We start from the raw sequence: 19,860 nt of genomic DNA, 5'->3' as shown, positions 1-19,860 counted from the left end.
CTAATCGGAGAGTAAAAGAGTGCGAAGCTTCCATTTCTTTTTATCTTCCCCCTGCGCGACCCCTTCTCCAATCCTTGCGCACTGGACGAACGTTGCTTCTCTTCTTGCGCTGTTGCGCCAAGCGGGAGATAAGCTCAGTAAGTGGCTTATCCAGGAACTCTTGTACGTCAGTTCTCCCTTCAAGAGCTGTTAGGACCTCTCCAACTGTCTCAACTGTCGATAGGCACCCCTTACGAGGCTCCTTCCTAATCTGATCATAGAGCGACCGGCGTGTTGGGCGTAGCACCAGGCGTGGCAGCTTAAGTAGCCACGCATTGCGCCACCACAGGGTTTTAGCCTGACTCCAGGTGCCATCTAGTAGCACGATCCCCTCAAGCCTTTTCAGGATCGGTCCGGGGCTTTCTATTGGAGCTCCCTTCTTATCAACAACGAAGATAACCCGATCCTTCGCAAGATTCTCTACATGTACGCTACCGAGATAGAGCACCCCCCAGCGTGCATTTTCAGCCTCAGCCCCGACGGCCTTCTTAAGGTTGGGCCAGGAGAGGCCGGTACGTACGATCGCCTTGGGAAAGGTAGTGCGAATAATCGGAGTAGTGCCGATATCAACCCCAGGCTCCTGTGGATGTTGTAAGATTAGGATCTTTGTTTTTGTTGAAATCTTTGTGATGAACTCGCACACACAATACTCTGAAAGACGGTCACAAGCAGAGCATGGCACCTCCTCTTCGATCTCAGGCTGAAGGTCTTTAATGGTCATAATCACGAGCTTTCTTATAATACTACAAGACGATACTATATGACGTTTGCTGGATGTATGACACCCCAGGGAGAGTTGGCAGGGCTCCATTTTATGAATTGTCTAGTAGTTCGAAGAGAGCTTTTGTACCGAACTAGCCCGATATATGGTCTCTCTAGTCGCTAATAGCTCCCAATGCGTTCCAAGATACCTGATGCCCCTGCTCGCATAGGGATAAGGCCAGCGCATGTGCGCTGAGCTCAATACCTCCTAAGTACTCTGGATGGTAGTGTGTCGCTATCAAAATCTTCATGCGATATTCCTCTCAGTATGCGCGGAATATGTGCTACTCAAGACCCCATTGGAGCAAGCTCGCACTCCATATAATCATAACTCTCTAATACTCTCTTGTGTCTAAGACGCTTAATAATAGGGGGCGTAAAGGGACAGATCACCAGAGGCTTAGGCAGCCATGAAAATTGCGCTATCCCCTCCTGTGAGCGATTAAAACGCCACTTCATATTCCAAGCAAGGGACATCGTTGTTGCTGATAAAATAGAAACAGCACAAAGAATCGTCAGGAAGGTCTTGGGTAGTAAAACCCTGCGCTCAGTAAGCAGCATGGCCAGAGCAAATACTATCAGCGGCATAAATTCAGCAAAGTAACGTTGTGTGGCGTGATAATAACTCAGTATAAGGATCGGTTGCAGAGAGAGTAAAACGAGCCCTGCTAGAGCTAACTTTGACCGTATTCGCCCAATAGCTAATAGCCCAAGCAGAAAAAGCACGAATATAAGTGGGCTTACAAAGGGTAGAGTTCCTACATCCTCTCGCCACCAACCTGGCTGTATAAAGATCTCTGGCGGTGAATAGAGGGCGGGAACGGAACGCAGATAGGGAAACGACGAAGAGAGCTGAGAGGGGCGAAATCCGAAATAGGTCATAAAATTAGCCGGTATTCGGGCTAGATTCCACTCCCCACCGAATGAAGAGACCTTAAGGTAAGAGGCAATTCCACCAGGGGGTGAAAAAGCTAACAGACTGTCGTACCTGGCATAGTTATACCAACCCTGTACCGCGATAGCACAGCAGGCAGGTATTATCAGAGCAGCTAGCCGCAAACGGGTTCCAACTTTAAAGCTGCATCTATATAGGTGAGTTATAATCAGAGCTGCTCCAACTAAAAATAGTGGAATGGCGAAGGTTATGCGAGAGAGGAGGGTAATGCCGGCGAAGGTCGCAAACTGCAGATATATTCGAGCGGTGCGTTCATTATAAAAGACGATTCTAAATAGCGCTTGATAGGCACACATACTTCCCGCAAGCGCCCACAATATCGCCTCGTTGAAGAGGGAGGGCCACGCCAGTATTATAAGTAGTGGGCTACCGACTGCTAGCGTTAATGTTAAGTAAAACGCATTTTGCGTATCTGCTAAGCAACCAGCTCGCCTAGCGCCGATGCGTTGCGCCTGAGTAAGGATCGATCGAATACTCAAGGTCGTAACAAGGAATGTTAGTATGCACGAAATACGGGAGATACAAAGATTTTCAAGGCCGGCGGCAATTAGGGGGAGGCGCATAATCGCAGGCCAAGGCCCAAAGTAGACGACGGTTTCTTTGCCGTTATAAAAGCCCTCGCCGATAGCAAGCCTGGCATTAACACCTGCATGACCTGAGAACAGGCTCTTGGCCAGGTCGTTAAAGAGTAAGCCCCCACTCTCCATTCCAAAGAGGTTAAAATCGTAGCGGGTTGCAGTTGCGACGAGTATGCCGAAAGCCACTAATGAGACAGCTTCGCGAAGCGCGCTAGCCAGTACCGAGATAGGGGTAGCCCTTGCTGCTAAGCTGACACTAGGTGTCGAAGTTACGATAAACAGCACTACTATAAACTTATTAGGATTTATCCAGGACCACCACATGACGTAGCATATTGCGCGGTTGCCTGTAACAGGGCTGTAGATTGACAGAAGTCGGTACCATTTAGCTTCTCCCCATCACACTTCGTAGCCACCGCTTGAAAAGCTGGATTCTGGAAGGCTAGAGAGATCTCTATATCTGGGGTTGCTGAGCAGGAGAACTCATCTGGGTTATTAACGGTTGGGGAAGCGGTGTAAAAATCATCAGCAGAGAAGTCAAAGGAGGCGATCTTGGCTGCATAAGCGCTATTCGGAGCTGATGCATAGAATGATTCAGATACTGGACTCTCTATCGTACGGTACTCCGTTGCTCCGTTAAAGCCCTGACCACCATTGAACTCATTCTTTGCACCACCTTCGAGGAAGCGTAGATCTGCCATCGATGAACCGGAGAAGTGACTGATCGAGTAGCCCTTAAAGGCGGACGGCCCTGAGTTATCGCGAAACCGTGAAGTTATTTCGTTGTTTGGCGAGATTTCAAGGCGCGATGCAAATGTTTGAGCTCCATTAATGCCCACGAATGAGGCGCTACGCGAAGTAGCCGAGTCGAATTCATAACTGTTATTAGCCTTTTTAAGGTTTGCAGTGACGGAGATAGCCGATCTGCCGCTATTCCCAAAGGTATGATTTGTGTTGGCAGTAAACTTACCCCCTAGACTGATTTGCGTTGATTCAGAACCAGAAACTGCATTGCCCTCACAAAAATTAATCGTATAGGAGTATTGTAGGCTTTTGGCAGCGTTAGCACTCTCTGACGCTACCTGTATAAATATATCCTCTTGGCCAGTCGCAATCTTTACCAGTCGTGAGGTGCTCCCGGATGGAACCTCAAAAAGCCTAGTAATGTCACCTCCAGGTAGGTTGCCCGATACGAGCGTTACAGCACCAGCATCCACAAGCGCCTGAGTTGGCATGCTCTGCATGTAACAGAGCGAGCTGGTTGTTTCGAGGATATTTGAGAACCCTTGGGCGACGTTCTGAGCCATATAACAGCCGGCATAACCGGAAGACTTGCCATCCTCCTGGCTTGCAAAAAACTGTTGGCAAGAGTCAGCAGTGGGGGCGCCTGAATTAATATCGGCGATAACACCAGCCTTCCAGAAGACGTTCTGCGCGCCCTCGGTCTGGATATCCTTTAGTTGAGGAGGGGTGCCGGAAACATCGAGGGAGGAAACCGAGCCCTTTGCTTTGGCAATGCCACTAAATGAGGGGATATCATCGAGAGAGAACTTCTTGCTCGGCAAGAGTAGCGATTTGCAGCTCTTCTTCTCTGCATTTGAGGCATTGGTCTTTATTACGAAAACCGAACCCTGCTTTTTTACAGGGGTCCACTTTCCCTTCGATACTGCGCACTTCGCCGTGCCAGATGTGGCAACCTTTTTCTTTGTGAAGGTTTGAGCCTGCGCCGGAGCGCACGGTAGGAGGAGTAGGCTGATTGCTGAGATAACCAGAGTAGTGAAGAGGATGAGTTTTTGCATGGCGAAGCTCCCGTTTGTGATTGGACCATATTAAGGATCGCACGGTAAGCCGTCCCCTGCCACTGCTTTTTAATAGCCGTGCCCCTTACTAGTTGTGTGGCGTGCGGAACGTTAGCCGGGTTATGTAAAATATATCTATAATAATAAGCTGGTTAGCGAATGTGCCTGGCATTATGGCAGCTCTCTAAAGTTTATAAGCTTTTCTTAAAGCCATCGATACCGACCAGATAAAACAGGAGCAGCCACCCCTAAGATAAGATCCTCGTAAAATGCAATAAAGCTTGGTAAGCATGCCGAGTCTCTCTATGGTACGGTGAGTATATAATGGCTTCTCAAGCACGAAATAATGAAGAGTTTCCCGCAGCCAGGGGGTGCCTGACCCTCGAACAGCTAGGGCTTAAGGTGCCACGAGTAGTAACCGATCTGCCTATCGCCGATGTACACGCCCAGGCGTCGTACAATAGTGTTCTCGATGAATCCCACACCGGTCTGACCTTACAGGGTAGGTGCGAGCGCGCATGGTACCTAGGGAGTGGACTTGAGCCCAGCATAGACCAGAGAGAGCATCATATCTTGCGCTCCCTCTCTTCGTATATTGGCGCTCTAGGAACGGTTGTGCACGAGGGTATTCGGCGTGTTCTGGATGCGCAACGTGAGCGTCTTAGCCACGATGGGCGGGTTTTAAAGGCGCAGACCCCCTACGATCTTGATCAGATCTTGAAGAGTATTACTGAGCGCTTCCGTTATATGGAGCAGCACTCCTGGGCAGAGTTCTTTCCGAACGGTAGAGCCGATCGAGATCATCCCCGCTTTATTGAGCACTTAAAGATTAAGCACCAATTAGTTGCGGAAGGGAGCCCGCAGCTAGTGAACTTGCAGGAAAAGTCCCCCGATCAGCACACCTTTGTACGCCTTGAAGAGGAGGCGCTGCAGGCCTTTAAGAACTGGCACGAACTTGTCTATTTAGATAAGCAGGACGTATTTAAAGATGACCCCCGCCAGATCGTCCCTAGTGGTGGGCTAGCCAAGATCGATCCGCTCCTTATTATAGAGCTTGAGGAGAAAAACGTAAGCTATGTAAAGCATGATTCGTTTGAGATCCTTGGACTCGGTGGGGTCTCTATTCCGTATTACGAGATCGAGGTGCCGATTGAGCATCCACCGATTGATAAGTTGTCACGGAACGATCTTTCGGCCCGCTTTACATTCCGCGTTAAGACGGTGCTCGACCTAGCATATCTGACCTTTACTCCAGAGGGCGCCCCCCGCTTAGTCGCGATGGATTGGAAAACAAATCGGCTGGATTCATTTTCCGGCGCTCCGTCCTTCGCTGCAGCAGAGGAACATTTAACACAGTTAAAGCACTACGCAGTCTATCTATTACAACGCTACAAGGATGTGTTCCAACGTTTTGCACCTGAGATTAAGCGCGCCTTTGAACGCGCTCACCGTACGATGCCTAAGCTGCCTAATGAGCTTAGCGCTGATATGGTCTATCTTGGAGATCTCTATCTGTATGGTGAGGAGCTTTCGACACCGTATAGATTTAAGCCAATCTGTGCAGCTGATATGGATCTCGATCTATTCGTTGACAATCTGCGAACTCGAATGGCAGCAAAGGTAGAAAAATTCACTAACATAGATCCCCCAGTTTCAAGCCTGCAAGCCTGGGCGCCAACCGGTCTTGAAAATAACGTCTGCCAGAGGTGCAACCAGGCGCCGTTATGCCCAGACGTCTCAGCCGAAATTCGTAAGGAGTGGCCGGTATCATCGGCAGATATGTTGGCGCAATTAAGGCATCCGCGCCGAATTCCTCTGAGCTAGCAGGCTGGATCTGTTGTATCTGAGCTCGATCTGGCGTCCTCCCAGCTCTCTGAGGATGTCAAAGCATTTTTCATCCAGTTGTATTTTTTAATAGCGCTCTTAAATAGGTACCACTCGGGGGTATTGCGCGTTACGTGGTAAAAACACTGCCCAACACGACTGAAGAAATCCTCTCCATCAGGCCTACCAACGCGGCCGATCTGTTGAATCAGCTTCTGCGCATCGGCGTGCATGGTATAAACGTGCGCCTCTGCCGCAGCAGAGAGGTCGTGTCCGACAGAGAGCCTACTAGTTGCAACTATAATATCGACACGCTCGCCCGCCTCCTTTGGCGAGCGTTGAAAGGCCGCTCTAATCTCAGGCCATGAACCGAGCGCTGTAGTCGGTGGTTTTTTAAAACCATCTCGTAATGATTCAAGGTGCGATAGTAATCTGTCTGAGAAACCGTCCCCCTCGCCTGTTACAAACGCTGTGCGTAGGTTAAGAGCAGCAAAGCGGTGTTGCAATCTAATGGCAAGGTACTTAGTGAGGTGTCTGGGCTCAGCAAAGACGATAATACCACGCGCCTGGTCCTTGCGGTGCAGCTCCTCGATACGAGCAAATAGGGCAGCCTCTTTGGGGTGATCTAGCCCAGCTCGTTTTGACATTTCAAGTAGAGCAAGATTTAGAAATAGTGCACGGCGCTGCGCTCCAGTGGAGGGGATCATAGTGGTGGGAAGATTAAAGGCGCGCTCTAACGCCTCAGCGCACGAGGAGGTTTGCAGCAGGTGAATAAAGGGAGTTCCCTCTGCTACTACCCGCACGATGCCGCGATACTCAGGTTTCTTAAAGAAATCCTGAAAAGCTGGAAAGGCGCCCTCTCGACGGGGATTCTCAAGGTAGCGCTGGATCCAGGTTACTGAAAAATCGTGCAAAAAAGCGTACCGACCGGCCGAGGCTAGCAACGCCGCTCGCGATCCGAGGCTCGACATGCGAGCGATGTTAATTGAGGCGAGGTTGAGATCGGTCTTGGCCCTAAGCCCCCGCTCACATAGAGACTCGCCTTTAGCGCGCAGCTCATGTTGTAGAGACTTCTGGATCTCCCGCTGCTTATTTACCTTAGCCTTAAGAAGTTTAACGGTTTTTGAGGGTGGGGCCGCAAAGCTCTCTATATGTGGCTTGCGTTTAAGGGTGAGGCGCGAGTCAAAAAGCGATCTGGCCTCCTTACCTGTGATCTCTCTGAGGGTTGATGTGGCGTTTAGAAGCTGCTCTCTACAAGAAACATAGGGAGCGAAGGAGAGTGAGGCAACCTCACGCAGCAGTTTTAAAATTCCTGGCTCCAGAAATGAATTAAGAAGTTCATGGGTCTTTAAAGGGGCTAAGGCCTCCGGTACAAGCGTTCCTTTAAGGGGCAGAAGTGCGCGTTTCTCCTCAAGGTCAGCAGCATCGCGAGCAGGGGTGCCAGATTGAGAGAGGATCGGCACGCCTGCGGCACGCGCCTCTCGGATCAGGCGAGCCATTGGGTGCGCCCCCTCAGCGCTCTGAAATTCATCAACAACGAGTAGCGCAAGGGAGTCAAAACTGCATTCAGCAGGGGCCTTTGCCACCGTTTTAAGTAACGTTTCCGGTGTGCAGACGATGATCCTATTGGCCGGATCGAGGATGATCTCCTCCCGTTTTTTGAGCGAAGTCTTTCCATGTAGAATCGCAACCTCTGAATCCTTAAGGTCAAGGAAACGGAGGAACTCAGCTTTTGCTTGAGCGCAGAGGTCCACGTTAGGGGTGACGTATCCGATCCGATAGCCACGCAGGCACTCCGCTGGGGTCAGGGGGGAGTTGCCAAGCCGCATGCCCATAATAATTGAGGCTAGTACTGTCTTACCGAAGCCGGTATTGGCCTTTATTAGCCATTGAAACGAGGGCTGCTCAAGCATCCCAAAGATGATCTGTAGCTGATCTTTACGCGGCACCAGGGCGGGCTTAATAATGGTAATACCGAGACGGGCATTAAGCTCCGCCGTTGTTGTAGGAAGGGTTGCAGGGTCTACCCGATGTAGTGCTGCTACAGGGGGGGGAGTGGCTGGGGGGACTAAAGACTCGAGGGTTTCTTGGTCAAAAAGAAATAGCTCCTTAGCCTTGGGTACAACGACCTTGATGGGGGATCTTTTGTGAGGTTTTGCAACTACACTCACTTTGGATGTTACAACGGCCGGGGTCTCGGCCACTGCAGTAATGGGGCTCGGTAGCTTAGGCGTAGTAGGCCCCAGCGTAATAGAGCGAGGAGTGCCATCAATTGCCTGTTGATAGAGCACATGATCAACCCCAAAAAGTGAGGAGTCTGTTCTTAGCACAGCTAGCGAAGCATCTGGAAAGCGTGCTCGAATCTGAGCCAAGTTCTGCGCCGAAATATAGGTTATCTTTGCTCCATCAACTGTAAGGGGGGAGTAGATCAGCACCTGCGAGGGGTTCTCGCAGCGAAGTGTGGTTAGCGCGTTGAGTGGAGCAACAAAGATGCGAGCGTTGCCTGACCCGTTGCTGAGAGTTGTATCGCCCAAGCCCCGTCCGAGGCTCTGTACATATCCTGTGGGGGCTCCGACCAGCGCGCCGCTCAGTCGCGCAGCAAGTTTAGGGGCGTGATCAGCGGCGGTACCGATCAGAAGGCGTTCTTCTAATTGCGAAGTCGAGCGCAGCATTCGAACCCCCTCGTCGATTAAACAGCGCTCCTTTGAGTGCTGCGGCGACGTGGAGTTGCACAGGCGCTCTATAATCGAGCGTTGCCCGCCGATCGTTGTGGGCGTTAAAGCAGCTAGCCTGATAGATTCGATATCTACCGCAGCAAGTTGAGCGTTAAGCGCCTGAAGGCAGAGCGGATGGGTATATAACCTACGTATATGTTGTGGTAAAAGCGCTTCAGAGAGCTGAGTTTCGGCTACCTTTGTAAAAACCCTTGTAACGAAGCTTGCGGTTCCGTACGACGCAAGGAGCGAGGCTATAAGCGCCGTTTCGTGCAGCCCGTTAAAGAGGTCCCGGACCTCTTGTGAATCGGGATGCCCCTGATCTCTCAGAGTAGCGGAGCTCCGCGCCAGGATATCCCAAGATGTTTGGAAGGGCTGGGTTTGTGAGCAGATCTGCTCCTGGAGCGAATTAAAGAGCGGACCAAGGGGCTCTCTGTTCCTTTCAATAATTGGTTGCAGTTGCGAGAGGATTAGGTTCCATAGCTTGGCTAGCGGCTGCATGCCAGCCGTTTGGGCCTGCGAGAGGGAGCAATGCCCGAAGGAGTCGGTGAGCGAGCTCTCCAGTAGAGAGGGGGGAGTTAACTCCCTCCTAGCATATCCATCAGCTTGCGGTGTTAGCATGAAGAGCCCTGAGTCAGACCTTAGTAGTGCTGGTTTTAATCGAATTATTAGAGAATTTCCAGATCAGTTTACAAAGGGCAGGAATGCTAAATTAGGGAGCTTTATCTGGTCGTTATCTGCTCGTAAGAGGGTGTTTAAGGATTTAGGCAATTGATATGTTAAGGAAGGGGAGTTTGTTACCATTGTATGATTGTAATAAAGAGCGAGGGCAGATTCTATGATATTATCAAAGGGGTGGGGTAGTCTTGCACCGCTTTCTACAGGAAACACTCCGGCATTTTTCAGAGATCTGAACACAGATTCGATCAAGCGCGAAGCGCTTTACGCCGGTGTGTACGGGCTCGTTGTTAGCGCCGGCAAGGGGGATGATAAGAATTGCCAAAAGGCGATTGATCACCTTTATCATACCAGCGGCAATAATGACTCTCTATTCAATAACGCAGTGAGGTTAGCTCACGCCCTTACAACCTGCGATCAGCATTTCGCTGTGTTACGTGATTTTATTGCCCCTCTTTGGCAAGAGGGGCTTGATCTCAGCAACCGAGGTAAAGAGGTTGTGGTTTATGATAAGGACCTAGCTGAGGCAATGATCAGTGAAGGGCTTATTAATAAGTACCTACTTTCTCCGCAGACACGCCCGGCTCTAAAAGCGGTAGCTCAAGTTATGTATGGTGTTCTTCAGGAGACCACAGCATGGAGAGCGGGGCGCCCCATACTTGATACGATGTCTCCAGATATAATTGGCCCTCACACAATGACAGGTAATCCTGGCCTGCGTGATCTGACAACTACCGTACTGATGATCGTTCATTTAGCGCGGTTTAATATTATAGGGCAGTTGTCTTCGACCTGTCATGACAAGCACGATAGCAACGCATACATAGGACCAACAGCCTGGGCGGCAAATATGCTAGAGCGCACGCTTATGAAGGAGTTTTTTGAGCTGATAGATCCGATCGAATCTCAAGTTACCCTTAAGTTAGTTGGCACGGTTGCAAGACAGTTTCACTACAGCCCATATTACCTTAACGCTCGGTACGAAGGGTTTAAAAGAGGTATGGAGGCAGCTAAGGAAACGGGAGCTGCAATGGCGAATCTTGAGGAGCTATTATCAGAGCAAAAAAAATTGCGTGAGGAATTTAACTCGACCTCTATACTCGATGCTTTGCCAAAGGCAGATGAATCTACAAGGGCCTACAGGCAGGCCCTCCCGCCATACTTGGTACGATATTGTAATATGCAGAGGGAACTTGTTGGAGGGGTAGCGCTACTGCATCTGACAACCTCCTCGGCGGCCGGATTAGTTGCTAAAGAGATCCCGAAACATTTTAATATTATGGAGCTCTTTAATAACGGAAATACTACAGAGGACTTCGTTAGATGGCGCATCGGAGAGGATAAACAGCTACGCAGCTCCTACAAAACTGGCGCAATTCCCTTTATAGCAGAGGACCTGGGCGTTTCGTCTGAACAGTTCACGGAGATGAATCACCAGATTGAGGAACGCACACTGGCTCTTATGCATAAGCTAGTAGCGTTATGGGAGCGTTATCCGGGGATCTATAGTGCGAGATTTGGTTTTAAGCCAGGATTGTTTGTTGTAGAGCAAGATAATCAGCTACTGCTTTGGGTTGATAAGAGCGAGAGTCATATCTTACGAGAGGCTCTCAAGGGCCCCCGGACTAGTGGGGGGAATCTCTATTACGACACACGAGAGTGCATAGAGGGCAGTACGTTTATGATAGTTTTAACAGTGCAAGAGACTCCACCTCCTCCTCCAATGGTAGTTGAAATTCCAAACGAGAGTATCTGTGAGATTGATAACATATTTATCGCCAAATATTGCGCGCACTTTAGAGACCTTGCCCGAGTCCTAAGGTCATTTAATGTCACGCTAGAGAATGGTGGTAATGGTTCGCATCAGAGGTTCGAACTAAACGGTTCTACATATACTGTCAGTAAGAACCAGCGTGACGGCACGCTGCTTATAGATCGGCATTTAATCCGGCAGATACTAGCACAACTCAAGATAGACGAAGCTGAGTTCGTTTCGAGAGTTAGTAGGGATAGGCGGACTAGCGCTACTCACTAACAGGGCGATTACCAGACTGATTATCATAGTTAGCCTTGGGGAATGTTGCGGTGCCACTTAATGTTTGTGGCTACACGTCGACCGAAGGAGGCCCGGCGGTAGTATACCTCGATAATATCTATTTGGTGGCCCTTAATCCCGTAGCGGCGAAAGAATGGGCCGTTATTTCTTATAAAACTGCGAGAGAGCGCCTCTAGGCGCGAGCGCTTGTCTGGCGTCACGGCGTTATAAGCAGGATATCGCTCCTCTAACCGCTCATGCCTGGTCTTTACCTCGATGATCGCGATAGTGCGCTTATCGAGGGCTATTATATCAGCCTCAAGTCGACCACTTCGCCAGTTGCGTTTCAGGATGGTGAGACCGCGTTGTCTTAGATAGCGCGAGGCTATTCGCTCCCCCCATGGGCCAACATCTCTTGCGGCCCTAAGCTTGCGATAGAAAGAACTTGCATACGATCTGAGTTGATAGATGGGCTTAAAAAACCAGATACGCCAGCGAACGTTCGTCGATGTATGCGGCATGGCCCTAGCTCCAGGATAGCTTGTTTGTGTGCAGGGGTTGGATAGCCGGCATGTTTTTCAAATCCATAACCTGGGTAACGTTGGCCGAGGTCCACCATTAAGCGATCACGCCACACCTTGGCCAAAATCGAAGCGGCCGAGATCTGAACGTGCAAGCGGTCCCCGCCAATAACCGTACGTTGCGGAAGCTGGCAGACGATCGGCTGGTTGCCATCAATCAGAACTAGGTCCGCCTGTATCCGCTCAACCGCTAGCCGCATAGCTAATCTGGTGGCCTGAAGTATATTAATCTGCTCGATCCTTCTCGGTCCTACTGCGATAATCGACCACGAGAGCGCAGTCGCACAGATATGTTCGTAGAGCGCCTCCCTTTGTTGCGGGCGCATAAGCTTAGAGTCTTTTATGGCGGGATTTATATAGTCGTCATGGTAAACGACAGCAGCCGCAACGACCGGTCCCGCTAGAGGGCCACGACCGGCCTCATCAACTCCACATATAAGCATCCGAGCACCCCAGAAAAGAGCTTTGGATCGTTATACTCCGCATATTAGCAGCCTTCAATGCCCTCGATGCTCAGGCGTAATACAAGGTTGGTTGCGTGCTGTAGGCATTAGCGATAGGGTCAAAACTAAGGGTTAACGATCTATGTCCAACAGTAATAAAAACAAGAGCCCCAAAAAGGTTAATAAGCCGGCGGCAAAGAGCAGCACGCTACGAACAGCTGCTCGCCCAACGCCGCGCGTTCCCGGTTCAGGCCGGGCGGGAAAGGGGAGTCGCAGTGAACGACGCAAGCATCTCGATGAACGGCTTCGGCTGCTCTATCAACGAGCGTTACTGATAGAGAACGAGCTTAAGAAACTCGATGAGAACCGCTTCTATCGTGCCTGCATCTTCGGCAGTGCTCGTATTAAGCCAGATACCAAGCAGTACATTGATGTATTTGAGTTGGCACGTTACCTCGGATGGGAGGGGATCGATGTATTGACCGGTGGTGGCCCAGGGCTCATGGAGGCTGCTAATATGGGAGCCCGTCTTGGGTGCGAAGAGAAGAAGACTAAGAGCCTTTCATACGGACTATCAATTCAGCTAGATTTTGAGCCAGAGCCTAATCGCCACCTCGATATCAAGCGCCATCACCATAAGTTCTCCTCCCGTCTTGATGACTTTATTCGCCTTTCGAACTCAGTAGTATGTACGCCGGGTGGAATCGGTACGATGCTGGAGTTCTTCTTCGTCTGGCAGCTAATACAGGTTAAGCACGCAACACCCCGCCCAATTGTGCTTCTTGGTAAGGCTTTCTGGGAAGGTATGCTTGATTGGATGCGGAGTGAGCCCCTAGCCCGCGGATTAATGGGAGAGAGCGATTTCGGAATTATTCATATAGTTGATACTCCAGAAGAGGTGTTTGAGATCATCTCTGCGCACCACAAGGAATTTAGGGCCCGTGTGGGCCATGTCGGAGAGCCAACGTAACTATTCACCATCTGCAAAAGCTGCAAGTAGCTACTCCTCGTCTAGCGCAGATTCTCGCCGCTCTGCCGCTGATCGAATGGCCTCAAGAAATTTGGAGCGAATCACGTCTCTTTGAGTTGCTTCGTCGGTAGTTTCTTCGGTAGTTTCGAAAGGCTCATCCTGCTCCTCTTGCGCTTCATAGGCTGGGGCAGGGTATTCTGGCGGATATGAGGAGCCTGATTTTGCGTCGCCCCCATCTGTTTTGGAGCTTGCGCTCTCTAGCAAGGAGTAGAGATTACCGGAGCGGGGCGCAGCCTGAATTGCGGCGGTGTTTGCCTCTGCTATAGCGACCTCCCCGACTATGCCGTGAACAGTTTCAAGAACTGAAGCTCGGATTACTTCAGGATAGCCGTCTAGGATATATATCTCAGAGGGCAGCACAGCATCTGATTTAGCAAGAGCTACCTGCGAGGCACCCGTTGGATTAACATCTCCCTGTACGATAAGATCTTTGATGTTTGGAACCTTAGCGACAACTTCTGTTTGGGCTGCCTGTTGTAGGTGCAATGGGGCTAGAATAGCTTCTTGGCCCGTTAGTTTTGGAAGCACCCCCATAACTGTAAGTGCAGTTAAGATGCCAACGCTCGAGGCTAGGACCGTTCCTATAACCTTAAATGCGAGGCTGTCGCGGCTTGCAAGCCAGGCTTTGATCAGAGATAAGTCAGAGGATTTTGATTCAACACCGCTCTGCATGGCAACTCCCGCCGCTATGGCTCCTACGGAGAGGGAGCTGGCGGCGCGTTTCTTATCTCGTGCCTTGTCCTCAAGGATCTGTTTCTTAAGGTCTGCCATAAGTTGGTTAGAGTCAGACCCAGCAGCTCCAAAGCCTATAGTTCTTTGAATTGACTGGCCGACCTCAATTCTAGAGATAAGGGCATTGTCGATCCAACACTCCGGCCGATACGAGAGGCTTGGAATCACGAGTAACCCCTGCTGATTTTTTACAAAACTAAGTAGCAGCTCTGCAAAACGCTCCCGCCACTGATTCCCGATACCCTCAAACGGTTCATTCACTATAAGCGCCTTGGAGGGGTCGGCCGTAGCGGCGAGAAGTCGGATGCGACGCTCCTGATCCTGTGCAAGGGTAGAGCATGTTGTATCGATAACGGATTCAAGGCCGTACGAGGTGAGGAGACCAACAAGAGCGTCTTCAAGGATACCAACACCCGTTAGATACTGCCTCGTTGTAAGCCCAGCATACGGAGCTGACTCGCCAAGTCCGATTAAATTCTGTTGTTCAGGGAGATACTCCGCGCCATCAACGGTGACTGAGAGCTTCTCTTTGTCGTGCGATCCGATTAACGCCCGTTGATAGGGGCGAAGATCGGCTGGGGTATTACCGCGAAATACGCAGACACGGCCGGCTGGGCAGTTGATAACATTCAACAGCTCGCCTGAGTTAGATACGGTCTTTATCTGGAGTTTATTAGGCATCCCTTCCCCTTAAGAAGATCCTTCCAACTGTTATTCTTCTGTTATGCGTACTTAGTTACTGTCGGTATACTAACTGTTTTTCATAATAGGCAAAGGGCAGCGTGTTTTTATATCGTAAATCTAGGCAGTTGGCGCGTAGCAGACTTTAAAGCGTGGGCTAAAGTGGAAGAGGCGTTATCATAATAGACTTCGGCAACTCTTTAGTAGGGCGCTGTGAAAAGAGGAGTCGATCGTGTACCGCTGCTTTTTCCAGCGCGCGGGTGCCCTCTGAGCGCTGACCCTTTTTGATTAGGACAACGGAGTAGAGCCCCTCTCCGCATAACGTCACTGCAGTTCCACGTAGCATTTTAAAGGGGGGTGTAATAACACGCATTCCAGGTCGTAACTGCCCACCGTGCTGGAACACAAAAGCGCAGAACTTTATCCTGTGTTTATTAAAACTTAGCATGGCATCGAGTTGTCGACTCAGCTTGGGCTGTGCCCACTCAATAGTGCTGTGGCACCAGTCGGTTTCTGAAGCTTTAAGCATCGGGCAGATATCTGCACGGGTACATGGAAAGAGGGGCGTCAGTTTAGGGCTAGTCTTGGCGAGACCATCCCGGAACCTCATTAAGCGCCGTGAGTGTAGCTGTTGTCCAGGCTCAAGTAGGATTAGAAACCCATCCGGTGCGACCAGTGAGGTTAGATGGGTGATTAACGCCTGGCTTTCTGCCTCGCTAAGTTCAGCCAACGCATTGGCAGCGACTATAACGTCGTAAGAGGCGGTATTTGAAGTTGGTAGGTGTGATACGAAGGAGAGATCTGCAAGCGATTTGCCAGCATTCCAGGAGCTTAGTAGTTTTTTTGCTACGGCACGCATCGGCTGAGAGCTCTCAACGCAGGTAATATTAAGTGGCTGCTTAAGGCTCGCTAGTAGGGCGAGCGAAGCTGTCCCAGGTCCGCTGCCGAAATCAAGAACTCGGAGGGTCTTTTTATTTGATGTGATATGCGGCGTCAGGTGCAGCATCTTGGCAGCGTTAATTGCCAGATAATACAGCGCATAGGCCTGAGCTGAGAGCTCGCTCTTAATTAGTTGCGGTAATTTAGTTCCAACCGAATGTTGTGTGTAAGCGTCGGAAAGTCGCTTTAGCTCCTGTATAAAGGGGCGCAACTCATTATGACCGACATCGCCCTTGAGGTATTGCGCCCAGGCTGCGGGGGAGAGCAGTTGCTGCACAACATGCTGCTCTATCTGTGCGATTGGCTTTGTGGCGTCGAGGGGGGTGAGAGCTCGCATGGGGTTCAAAGTTGGGCAGCATCGCTTGAAATGCAGGCCTTCAGCGAAGATAGTGGAAACTTATCTCCGATGGTCAGTATAAATGCCTCTTATTAGGCATAGATTCTATAGTAGCAGAGAGTATTTGACCTAACTGATCGTTGTCAAGGAGCTGGGAAGTTGGTCTATTACAGTAGGTGGTCGAAAAGCGAGGGATATGCAGGGAAAAATAGTTACTAGAGAAGAGCTAGTTAGGCTTCGTGAGGAGCTTCGGTCGGCTGGAAAGCGGGTCGGGTTTACCTCTGGGGTGTTCGATATAGTTCATCCTGGACACGTTGAATACTTAGAGCAAGCACGCTCACAGGTTGACGTACTACTGGTTGGACTCAATTCAGACAGCTCAGTTAAAGCCAATAAAGGGGAGACCCGTCCGATCGTCCCACAACGTGCACGCGCCGAGGTCGTAGCTGGCTTACAGGCGGTAGACTACGTATTTATCTTTAGTGAGCGCAATAACAACCTAAATATCGAACTCATTAAACCGGACGTATACCTTAAGGCGGGCGATTATTCACCCAATCAACTGACGTCGAAACAGATCGTGGAATCTTACGGTGGAGAGGTCAAGCTAGTACCCTTTAGAGCGGGACACTCTACGACCGAAATCATAGAGAAGATCTCCCTGATGGCTCAGAGCGAGGAGGGGCAGCAGATCTTTTACGAACGACGCCCGGCCATCTTCGTTGATCGGGATGGTACCATTAATGAGCACGTTGAATACTTAAGCGACCCCAAGCTCTTTCGCGAGATCCCTGGAGGGTTAGCGGCGCTTGCGAGGCTACGAGGGCTTGGTTACAGGATAATAGTTGTCACGAACCAACCTGGTATTGGGCTTGGATACTTTTCGCGAGAGGATCTATTTGCAGTTAATAGAGAGATGCTGAAACAGGCATCCCAGGCCGGCTGTGCTATCGATAAGATCTACTTCTGTTCGCACTCAAAGGCGGATAACTGTGAGTGTAGAAAACCGTCGCCGTATTTTCTTAAGCGCGCAGAGCAGGAGCTAAATATCGATCTATCAAAAAGCTTTATGATCGGAGATATGAGCCCCGACATTCAGTTTGGAAAGAACGGAGGATGTCGCACCGTACTCGTTAAGACTGGGCGAGGAGGTGAGGACGGCATTTGTCAGGTAGCGCCGGATTACGAAGCGCCTAACTTGGCCGAAGCGGCTGCGTGGATCGAAAAGCAGGGGGCCGTAGTGACAGGGCCCTACGGCGGTGCAGTAAAAAAAGAGCCGAATCTGGGTGATAACTCCCTTACAGTAAGCGACAGGCTAGCGACAACGATCGGATATGATTTTAATACGCTACTCGGCTCCATCTTGGGGTGTGCAGCGCTGATCGGACAAAAAACCTCGGGGCGTGATGGGGTTTCTAGCGTCGATGATGTTTTGGAGATCCTGCGCAAGGCAACCAATCGTGGACTAGCACTCTCAAAGAAGCTACTCAGCAGCGCCCGCAATAACGAATTTACTCGTGCCCGTAAGTCGCTCTTGTCATGTGTTAACGCAGTCGTTGAGTTGGTTTCGAGTACGCGCAGGGGGGAGTGCCAGATTGAGGTGCTCTGTCCTCAGGATGTAGAGGTTAAGATAGCGGATTTTACGGTAGTTCAGATGTTACTTGAGCTATGTGAGAACTCTTTAGATGCCATGCAGGCCCTGCCGGAGCGTTTTATCCTCTTCCACATTGATCGTGTGCAGCTTGCAGATGATGCCAACCTTCTAGGTCTCGCCCCCGGTATATATGGGAGGGTCAGCATCGTCGATCACGGGGAGGGCATTAATGACGATCCGCGCATGGTTGCCGTGCAGCCATCCTTCTCCACAAATACCAGAGAGCTGCAAGGGGGACTCGGGCGCAGTATGTTGATGGCGCAGAATGTAATGAAGAGGCACGGGGGTACTTTGGTGCTGGCTTCACGCCGAGAGGCAGGAACTAATATTGCGCTCTATTTTCCTGTCGTAGCTGAGTAAAGGTGAATAGTTAGTAACTAGTCAGCATATTCCAGAAATATTCGCAAACGGTAATGACACTCAATAGCCCCTAAGGGGCCGATTTGCGGAGCAAATCGTGGGGGTGAAAACATTAACTGGTCACAAAATCTGCCGTCCCCGATCAGGGGACGACCAATCGAATTACCTATCAAACTTCGCCGTAATCTAAGTAGCTTGAATCGCAACATTAAACTACGGTGACCAGTTACAATAGTTACTTGCGCTGCTTCTTGATTGTCCTGCTTTTCTTAGCGCTCACTTTGTATTTACCTGAGGAGCGGGCAGTACTTTTTTTAACAACGACCGGCTCAAGTGGGGTAATGTTAAAGAACCTCTGAAAGATCAATCTTCCGAGGTGTGAGGCCTTTGAAGCGTAACGGGGATCGACCGTAATAACCGCCACCGCCAGTTGTGGATCGTTGATTGGAGCAGCGCCGATAAACCAGTTATTAAGACCGATTGGGTTGGTGCCTTTAAGGGTGCCGGTCTTTGCTGCAACGCTCAAGTTTCCAAGGGTGGCGCGTGAGCCTCGCATAAATTCTCGCCGACTGGTCCCAACGGTTGTTGTAAACTCCATCATCTTCAGTAGGTCCCGGGCTGTTGCAGGCTCTACGGCCCTGTTAAGGCTATCGGGGGTGTTTCTATGCAGCACCAGTCCATCCGGTGATACGATCTTATCAACTATATGCGGACGGGGCAGGAGCCCGCCGTGAGCAATCCCAGATGCTATTGTTGCTGCATGGATCGGGCTGATTCTAACCTCGCCAAAGCCCGCCGCAGTTCTGCTGATCTCGTAAAGATTATCCTGTGGAATAGATGCCAAACTAACACCGAGCGGGGCTTCAAATCCAAGCGGCTGGTTGAAGCTGAATCGGCGCGCATACATCGAAAGGATAGAGCCGTTTAAATAGCGCGACCCAAGGTGGCCGAAGACCGGATTACAGGAGCGTCCGAGGGCCTCGCCGACGCTCATTACACGGCGGTCTCGTCGTGAATCGGGGAGGTAGTTATATTCGTTGAGCGTGTATGTGCCGCCACGAAACGGGATGAGCGAAGTAGGGGCGATGCCGGCCTGCTCAATGGCTGCTGCTGCCGTTACTACCTTAAAGAGCGAAGCTGCGGGAAAGTCAGCGTGGTACTCTATGTTGGGGATCGTTTTAGACTTGCCAGCGATAGCAAGGATAGCACCGGTGCGTGGATTCATCGCCACAACCGCTACGTGATTCGCTTGGGCCTCAGCTACAACATCGCTTACAAACTCCTGTAGCTCCGGATCTACGGTATAGAAAACATAGTTGTTGTTCTCCGTGATGTTTGCGTAATGCTCTCCGATCCGGCCATCTAGGATCGGGCGCTGGGAGAGGGTTAGTGCGCCCTCTGTACCTGCAGAGATAGAGATCTGCTTAAGGTGTGGCGGTGGATATATCCTACCAACAGCAAGATCCTGGCGCTTCAACGCCAGTAGCTCTCCGTTATCGAGGGTGGTTGGTTGAGATCCGCGGCTAACGATCATGGGCTCTGAGGAGATCGCTGAGATCTCCTCAGACGCTACCGGGTCGGCTGCAGTGGCGGTATCGCTGCTGCGGGGGCTCGGCATAAGGACTATGGCTAAGAGGGCAGTAACGCTTAGGGCCACGAGCCAGAGCTGTTTTTGTGACCAATGGTAGCCGTTTGGTTGTTGCCGCATCATTAACTCTT

At 50.6% G+C, this 19,860-nt stretch carries 16 protein-coding genes (1 of these 16 running past the window's edge); 6 read left to right on the top strand and 10 right to left on the bottom strand.

Annotated elements, in window-relative coordinates; all coding sequences use genetic code 11:
• Nucleotides 1-15, top strand: the 3' portion of a protein-coding gene (locus NTV65_04080; protein ID MCX6114384.1) for an AAA family ATPase. It extends 606 nt beyond the left edge of the window; the window shows 15 of its 621 coding nt (coding positions 607-621); the start codon falls outside the window, past its left edge; the stop codon is at nucleotides 13-15.
• A gap of 25 nt (nucleotides 16-40) precedes the next feature.
• Here the strand turns inward: NTV65_04080 and NTV65_04075 are convergent, their stop codons facing one another.
• The 4 genes from NTV65_04075 to NTV65_04060 all read right to left on the bottom strand — a co-directional run bounded on the left by NTV65_04075 (nucleotide 41) and on the right by NTV65_04060 (nucleotide 4,133).
• Nucleotides 41-760 carry a DTW domain-containing protein gene (locus NTV65_04075; GenBank protein ID MCX6114383.1) on the bottom strand — a complete coding sequence of 240 codons (720 nt, stop codon included), beginning with the start codon at nucleotides 758-760 and terminating at the stop codon, nucleotides 41-43.
• Nucleotides 761-914: 154 nt separating this feature from the next.
• Nucleotides 915-1,052, bottom strand: coding sequence for a hypothetical protein (locus NTV65_04070; GenBank protein MCX6114382.1), 138 nt, complete (start codon nucleotides 1,050-1,052; stop codon nucleotides 915-917).
• Between the two features lie 37 nt (nucleotides 1,053-1,089).
• The gene (locus tag NTV65_04065; GenBank protein ID MCX6114381.1) at nucleotides 1,090-2,619 is read right to left on the bottom strand and encodes a hypothetical protein; all 1,530 of its coding nucleotides are present in this window, start codon (nucleotides 2,617-2,619) and stop codon (nucleotides 1,090-1,092) included.
• Nucleotides 2,620-2,639: 20 nt separating this feature from the next.
• Nucleotides 2,640-4,133: a hypothetical protein gene (locus NTV65_04060; protein ID MCX6114380.1), complete on the bottom strand. Its 1,494-nt coding sequence runs from the start codon at nucleotides 4,131-4,133 to the stop codon at nucleotides 2,640-2,642.
• 324 nt (nucleotides 4,134-4,457) lie between these two features.
• On the opposite strand from NTV65_04060, the gene NTV65_04055 reads away from it, so the two are divergent.
• A complete protein-coding gene (locus NTV65_04055) occupies nucleotides 4,458-5,957 on the top strand; it encodes a hypothetical protein (GenBank protein ID MCX6114379.1) in 1,500 nt (499 codons plus the stop codon).
• Here the strand turns inward: NTV65_04055 and NTV65_04050 are convergent.
• A complete protein-coding gene (locus tag NTV65_04050) occupies nucleotides 5,954-9,292 on the bottom strand; it encodes a DEAD/DEAH box helicase (GenBank protein ID MCX6114378.1) in 3,339 nt (1,112 codons plus the stop codon). The two genes, NTV65_04055 and NTV65_04050, sit on opposite strands and share 4 nt — an antisense overlap.
• Here NTV65_04050 and NTV65_04045 point away from each other — a divergent pair.
• The gene (locus NTV65_04045) at nucleotides 9,291-9,446 is read left to right on the top strand and encodes a hypothetical protein (protein MCX6114377.1); all 156 of its coding nucleotides are present in this window, start codon (nucleotides 9,291-9,293) and stop codon (nucleotides 9,444-9,446) included. The two genes, NTV65_04050 and NTV65_04045, sit on opposite strands and share 2 nt — an antisense overlap.
• Nucleotides 9,447-9,509: 63 nt before the next feature.
• A complete protein-coding gene (locus NTV65_04040) occupies nucleotides 9,510-11,384 on the top strand; it encodes a hypothetical protein (GenBank protein ID MCX6114376.1) in 1,875 nt (624 codons plus the stop codon).
• Between the two features lie 29 nt (nucleotides 11,385-11,413).
• Here the strand turns inward: NTV65_04040 and NTV65_04035 are convergent, their stop codons facing one another.
• Both NTV65_04035 and NTV65_04030 read right to left on the bottom strand, forming a co-directional pair.
• Entirely contained in the window at nucleotides 11,414-11,734 is a 321-nt protein-coding gene (locus NTV65_04035; protein ID MCX6114375.1) for a YraN family protein, read from the bottom strand.
• Between the two features lie 35 nt (nucleotides 11,735-11,769).
• Complete coding sequence (locus tag NTV65_04030) at nucleotides 11,770-12,408, bottom strand: ribonuclease HII (protein MCX6114374.1); 639 nt, start codon at nucleotides 12,406-12,408, stop codon at nucleotides 11,770-11,772.
• Between the two features lie 142 nt (nucleotides 12,409-12,550).
• Between NTV65_04030 and NTV65_04025 the strand changes: the two genes are divergently transcribed.
• Nucleotides 12,551-13,378 (top strand): LOG family protein, encoded by an 828-nt coding sequence (locus NTV65_04025; GenBank protein MCX6114373.1) that lies wholly within the window; start codon nucleotides 12,551-12,553, stop codon nucleotides 13,376-13,378.
• A gap of 30 nt (nucleotides 13,379-13,408) precedes the next feature.
• Here NTV65_04025 and NTV65_04020 read toward each other — a convergent pair whose 3' ends face one another.
• Both NTV65_04020 and NTV65_04015 read right to left on the bottom strand, forming a co-directional pair.
• Entirely contained in the window at nucleotides 13,409-14,851 is a 1,443-nt protein-coding gene (locus tag NTV65_04020) for a hypothetical protein (protein ID MCX6114372.1), read from the bottom strand.
• Nucleotides 14,852-15,008: 157 nt separating this feature from the next.
• Nucleotides 15,009-16,127, bottom strand: coding sequence for a methyltransferase domain-containing protein (locus NTV65_04015; protein ID MCX6114371.1), 1,119 nt, complete (start codon nucleotides 16,125-16,127; stop codon nucleotides 15,009-15,011).
• A gap of 196 nt (nucleotides 16,128-16,323) precedes the next feature.
• On the opposite strand from NTV65_04015, the gene NTV65_04010 reads away from it, so the two are divergent.
• On the top strand, nucleotides 16,324-18,141 hold the full coding sequence (locus NTV65_04010; protein ID MCX6114370.1) for an HAD-IIIA family hydrolase: 1,818 nt from the start codon (nucleotides 16,324-16,326) through the stop codon (nucleotides 18,139-18,141).
• A gap of 235 nt (nucleotides 18,142-18,376) precedes the next feature.
• Here NTV65_04010 and NTV65_04005 read toward each other — a convergent pair whose 3' ends face one another.
• Nucleotides 18,377-19,852 (bottom strand): penicillin-binding transpeptidase domain-containing protein, encoded by a 1,476-nt coding sequence (locus tag NTV65_04005; protein MCX6114369.1) that lies wholly within the window; start codon nucleotides 19,850-19,852, stop codon nucleotides 18,377-18,379.
• Nucleotides 19,853-19,860: the final 8 nt, after the last annotated feature.

This window comes from Pseudomonadota bacterium (assembly GCA_026390555.1).
Classification (GTDB): Bacteria; Bdellovibrionota_C; UBA2361; order UBA2361; family OMII01; genus OMII01.
The sequence above is the reverse complement of the archived record's forward strand: the minus strand, read 5'-3'. Positions and strand labels throughout refer to the sequence as shown.

What these genes read in the sequence shown, in the direction of transcription:
- NTV65_04075 (MCX6114383.1), bottom strand. Translation starts at nt 760, where the DNA reads ATGACCATTAAAGACCTTCAGCCTGAGATCGAAGAGGAGGTGCCATGC.
- NTV65_04070 (MCX6114382.1), bottom strand. Translation starts at nt 1,052, where the DNA reads ATGAAGATTTTGATAGCGACACACTACCATCCAGAGTACTTAGGAGGT.
- NTV65_04060 (MCX6114380.1), bottom strand. Translation starts at nt 4,133, where the DNA reads ATGCAAAAACTCATCCTCTTCACTACTCTGGTTATCTCAGCAATCAGC.
- NTV65_04055 (MCX6114379.1), top strand. Translation starts at nt 4,458, where the DNA reads ATGGCTTCTCAAGCACGAAATAATGAAGAGTTTCCCGCAGCCAGGGGG.
- NTV65_04045 (MCX6114377.1), top strand. Translation starts at nt 9,291, where the DNA reads ATGAAGAGCCCTGAGTCAGACCTTAGTAGTGCTGGTTTTAATCGAATT.
- NTV65_04050 (MCX6114378.1), bottom strand. Translation starts at nt 9,292, where the DNA reads ATGCTAACACCGCAAGCTGATGGATATGCTAGGAGGGAGTTAACTCCC.
- NTV65_04040 (MCX6114376.1), top strand. Translation starts at nt 9,510, where the DNA reads ATGATATTATCAAAGGGGTGGGGTAGTCTTGCACCGCTTTCTACAGGA.
- NTV65_04030 (MCX6114374.1), bottom strand. Translation starts at nt 12,408, where the DNA reads ATGCTTATATGTGGAGTTGATGAGGCCGGTCGTGGCCCTCTAGCGGGA.
- NTV65_04025 (MCX6114373.1), top strand. Translation starts at nt 12,551, where the DNA reads ATGTCCAACAGTAATAAAAACAAGAGCCCCAAAAAGGTTAATAAGCCG.
- NTV65_04020 (MCX6114372.1), bottom strand. Translation starts at nt 14,851, where the DNA reads ATGCCTAATAAACTCCAGATAAAGACCGTATCTAACTCAGGCGAGCTG.
- NTV65_04015 (MCX6114371.1), bottom strand. Translation starts at nt 16,127, where the DNA reads ATGCGAGCTCTCACCCCCCTCGACGCCACAAAGCCAATCGCACAGATA.
- NTV65_04010 (MCX6114370.1), top strand. Translation starts at nt 16,324, where the DNA reads ATGCAGGGAAAAATAGTTACTAGAGAAGAGCTAGTTAGGCTTCGTGAG.
- NTV65_04005 (MCX6114369.1), bottom strand. Translation starts at nt 19,852, where the DNA reads ATGATGCGGCAACAACCAAACGGCTACCATTGGTCACAAAAACAGCTC.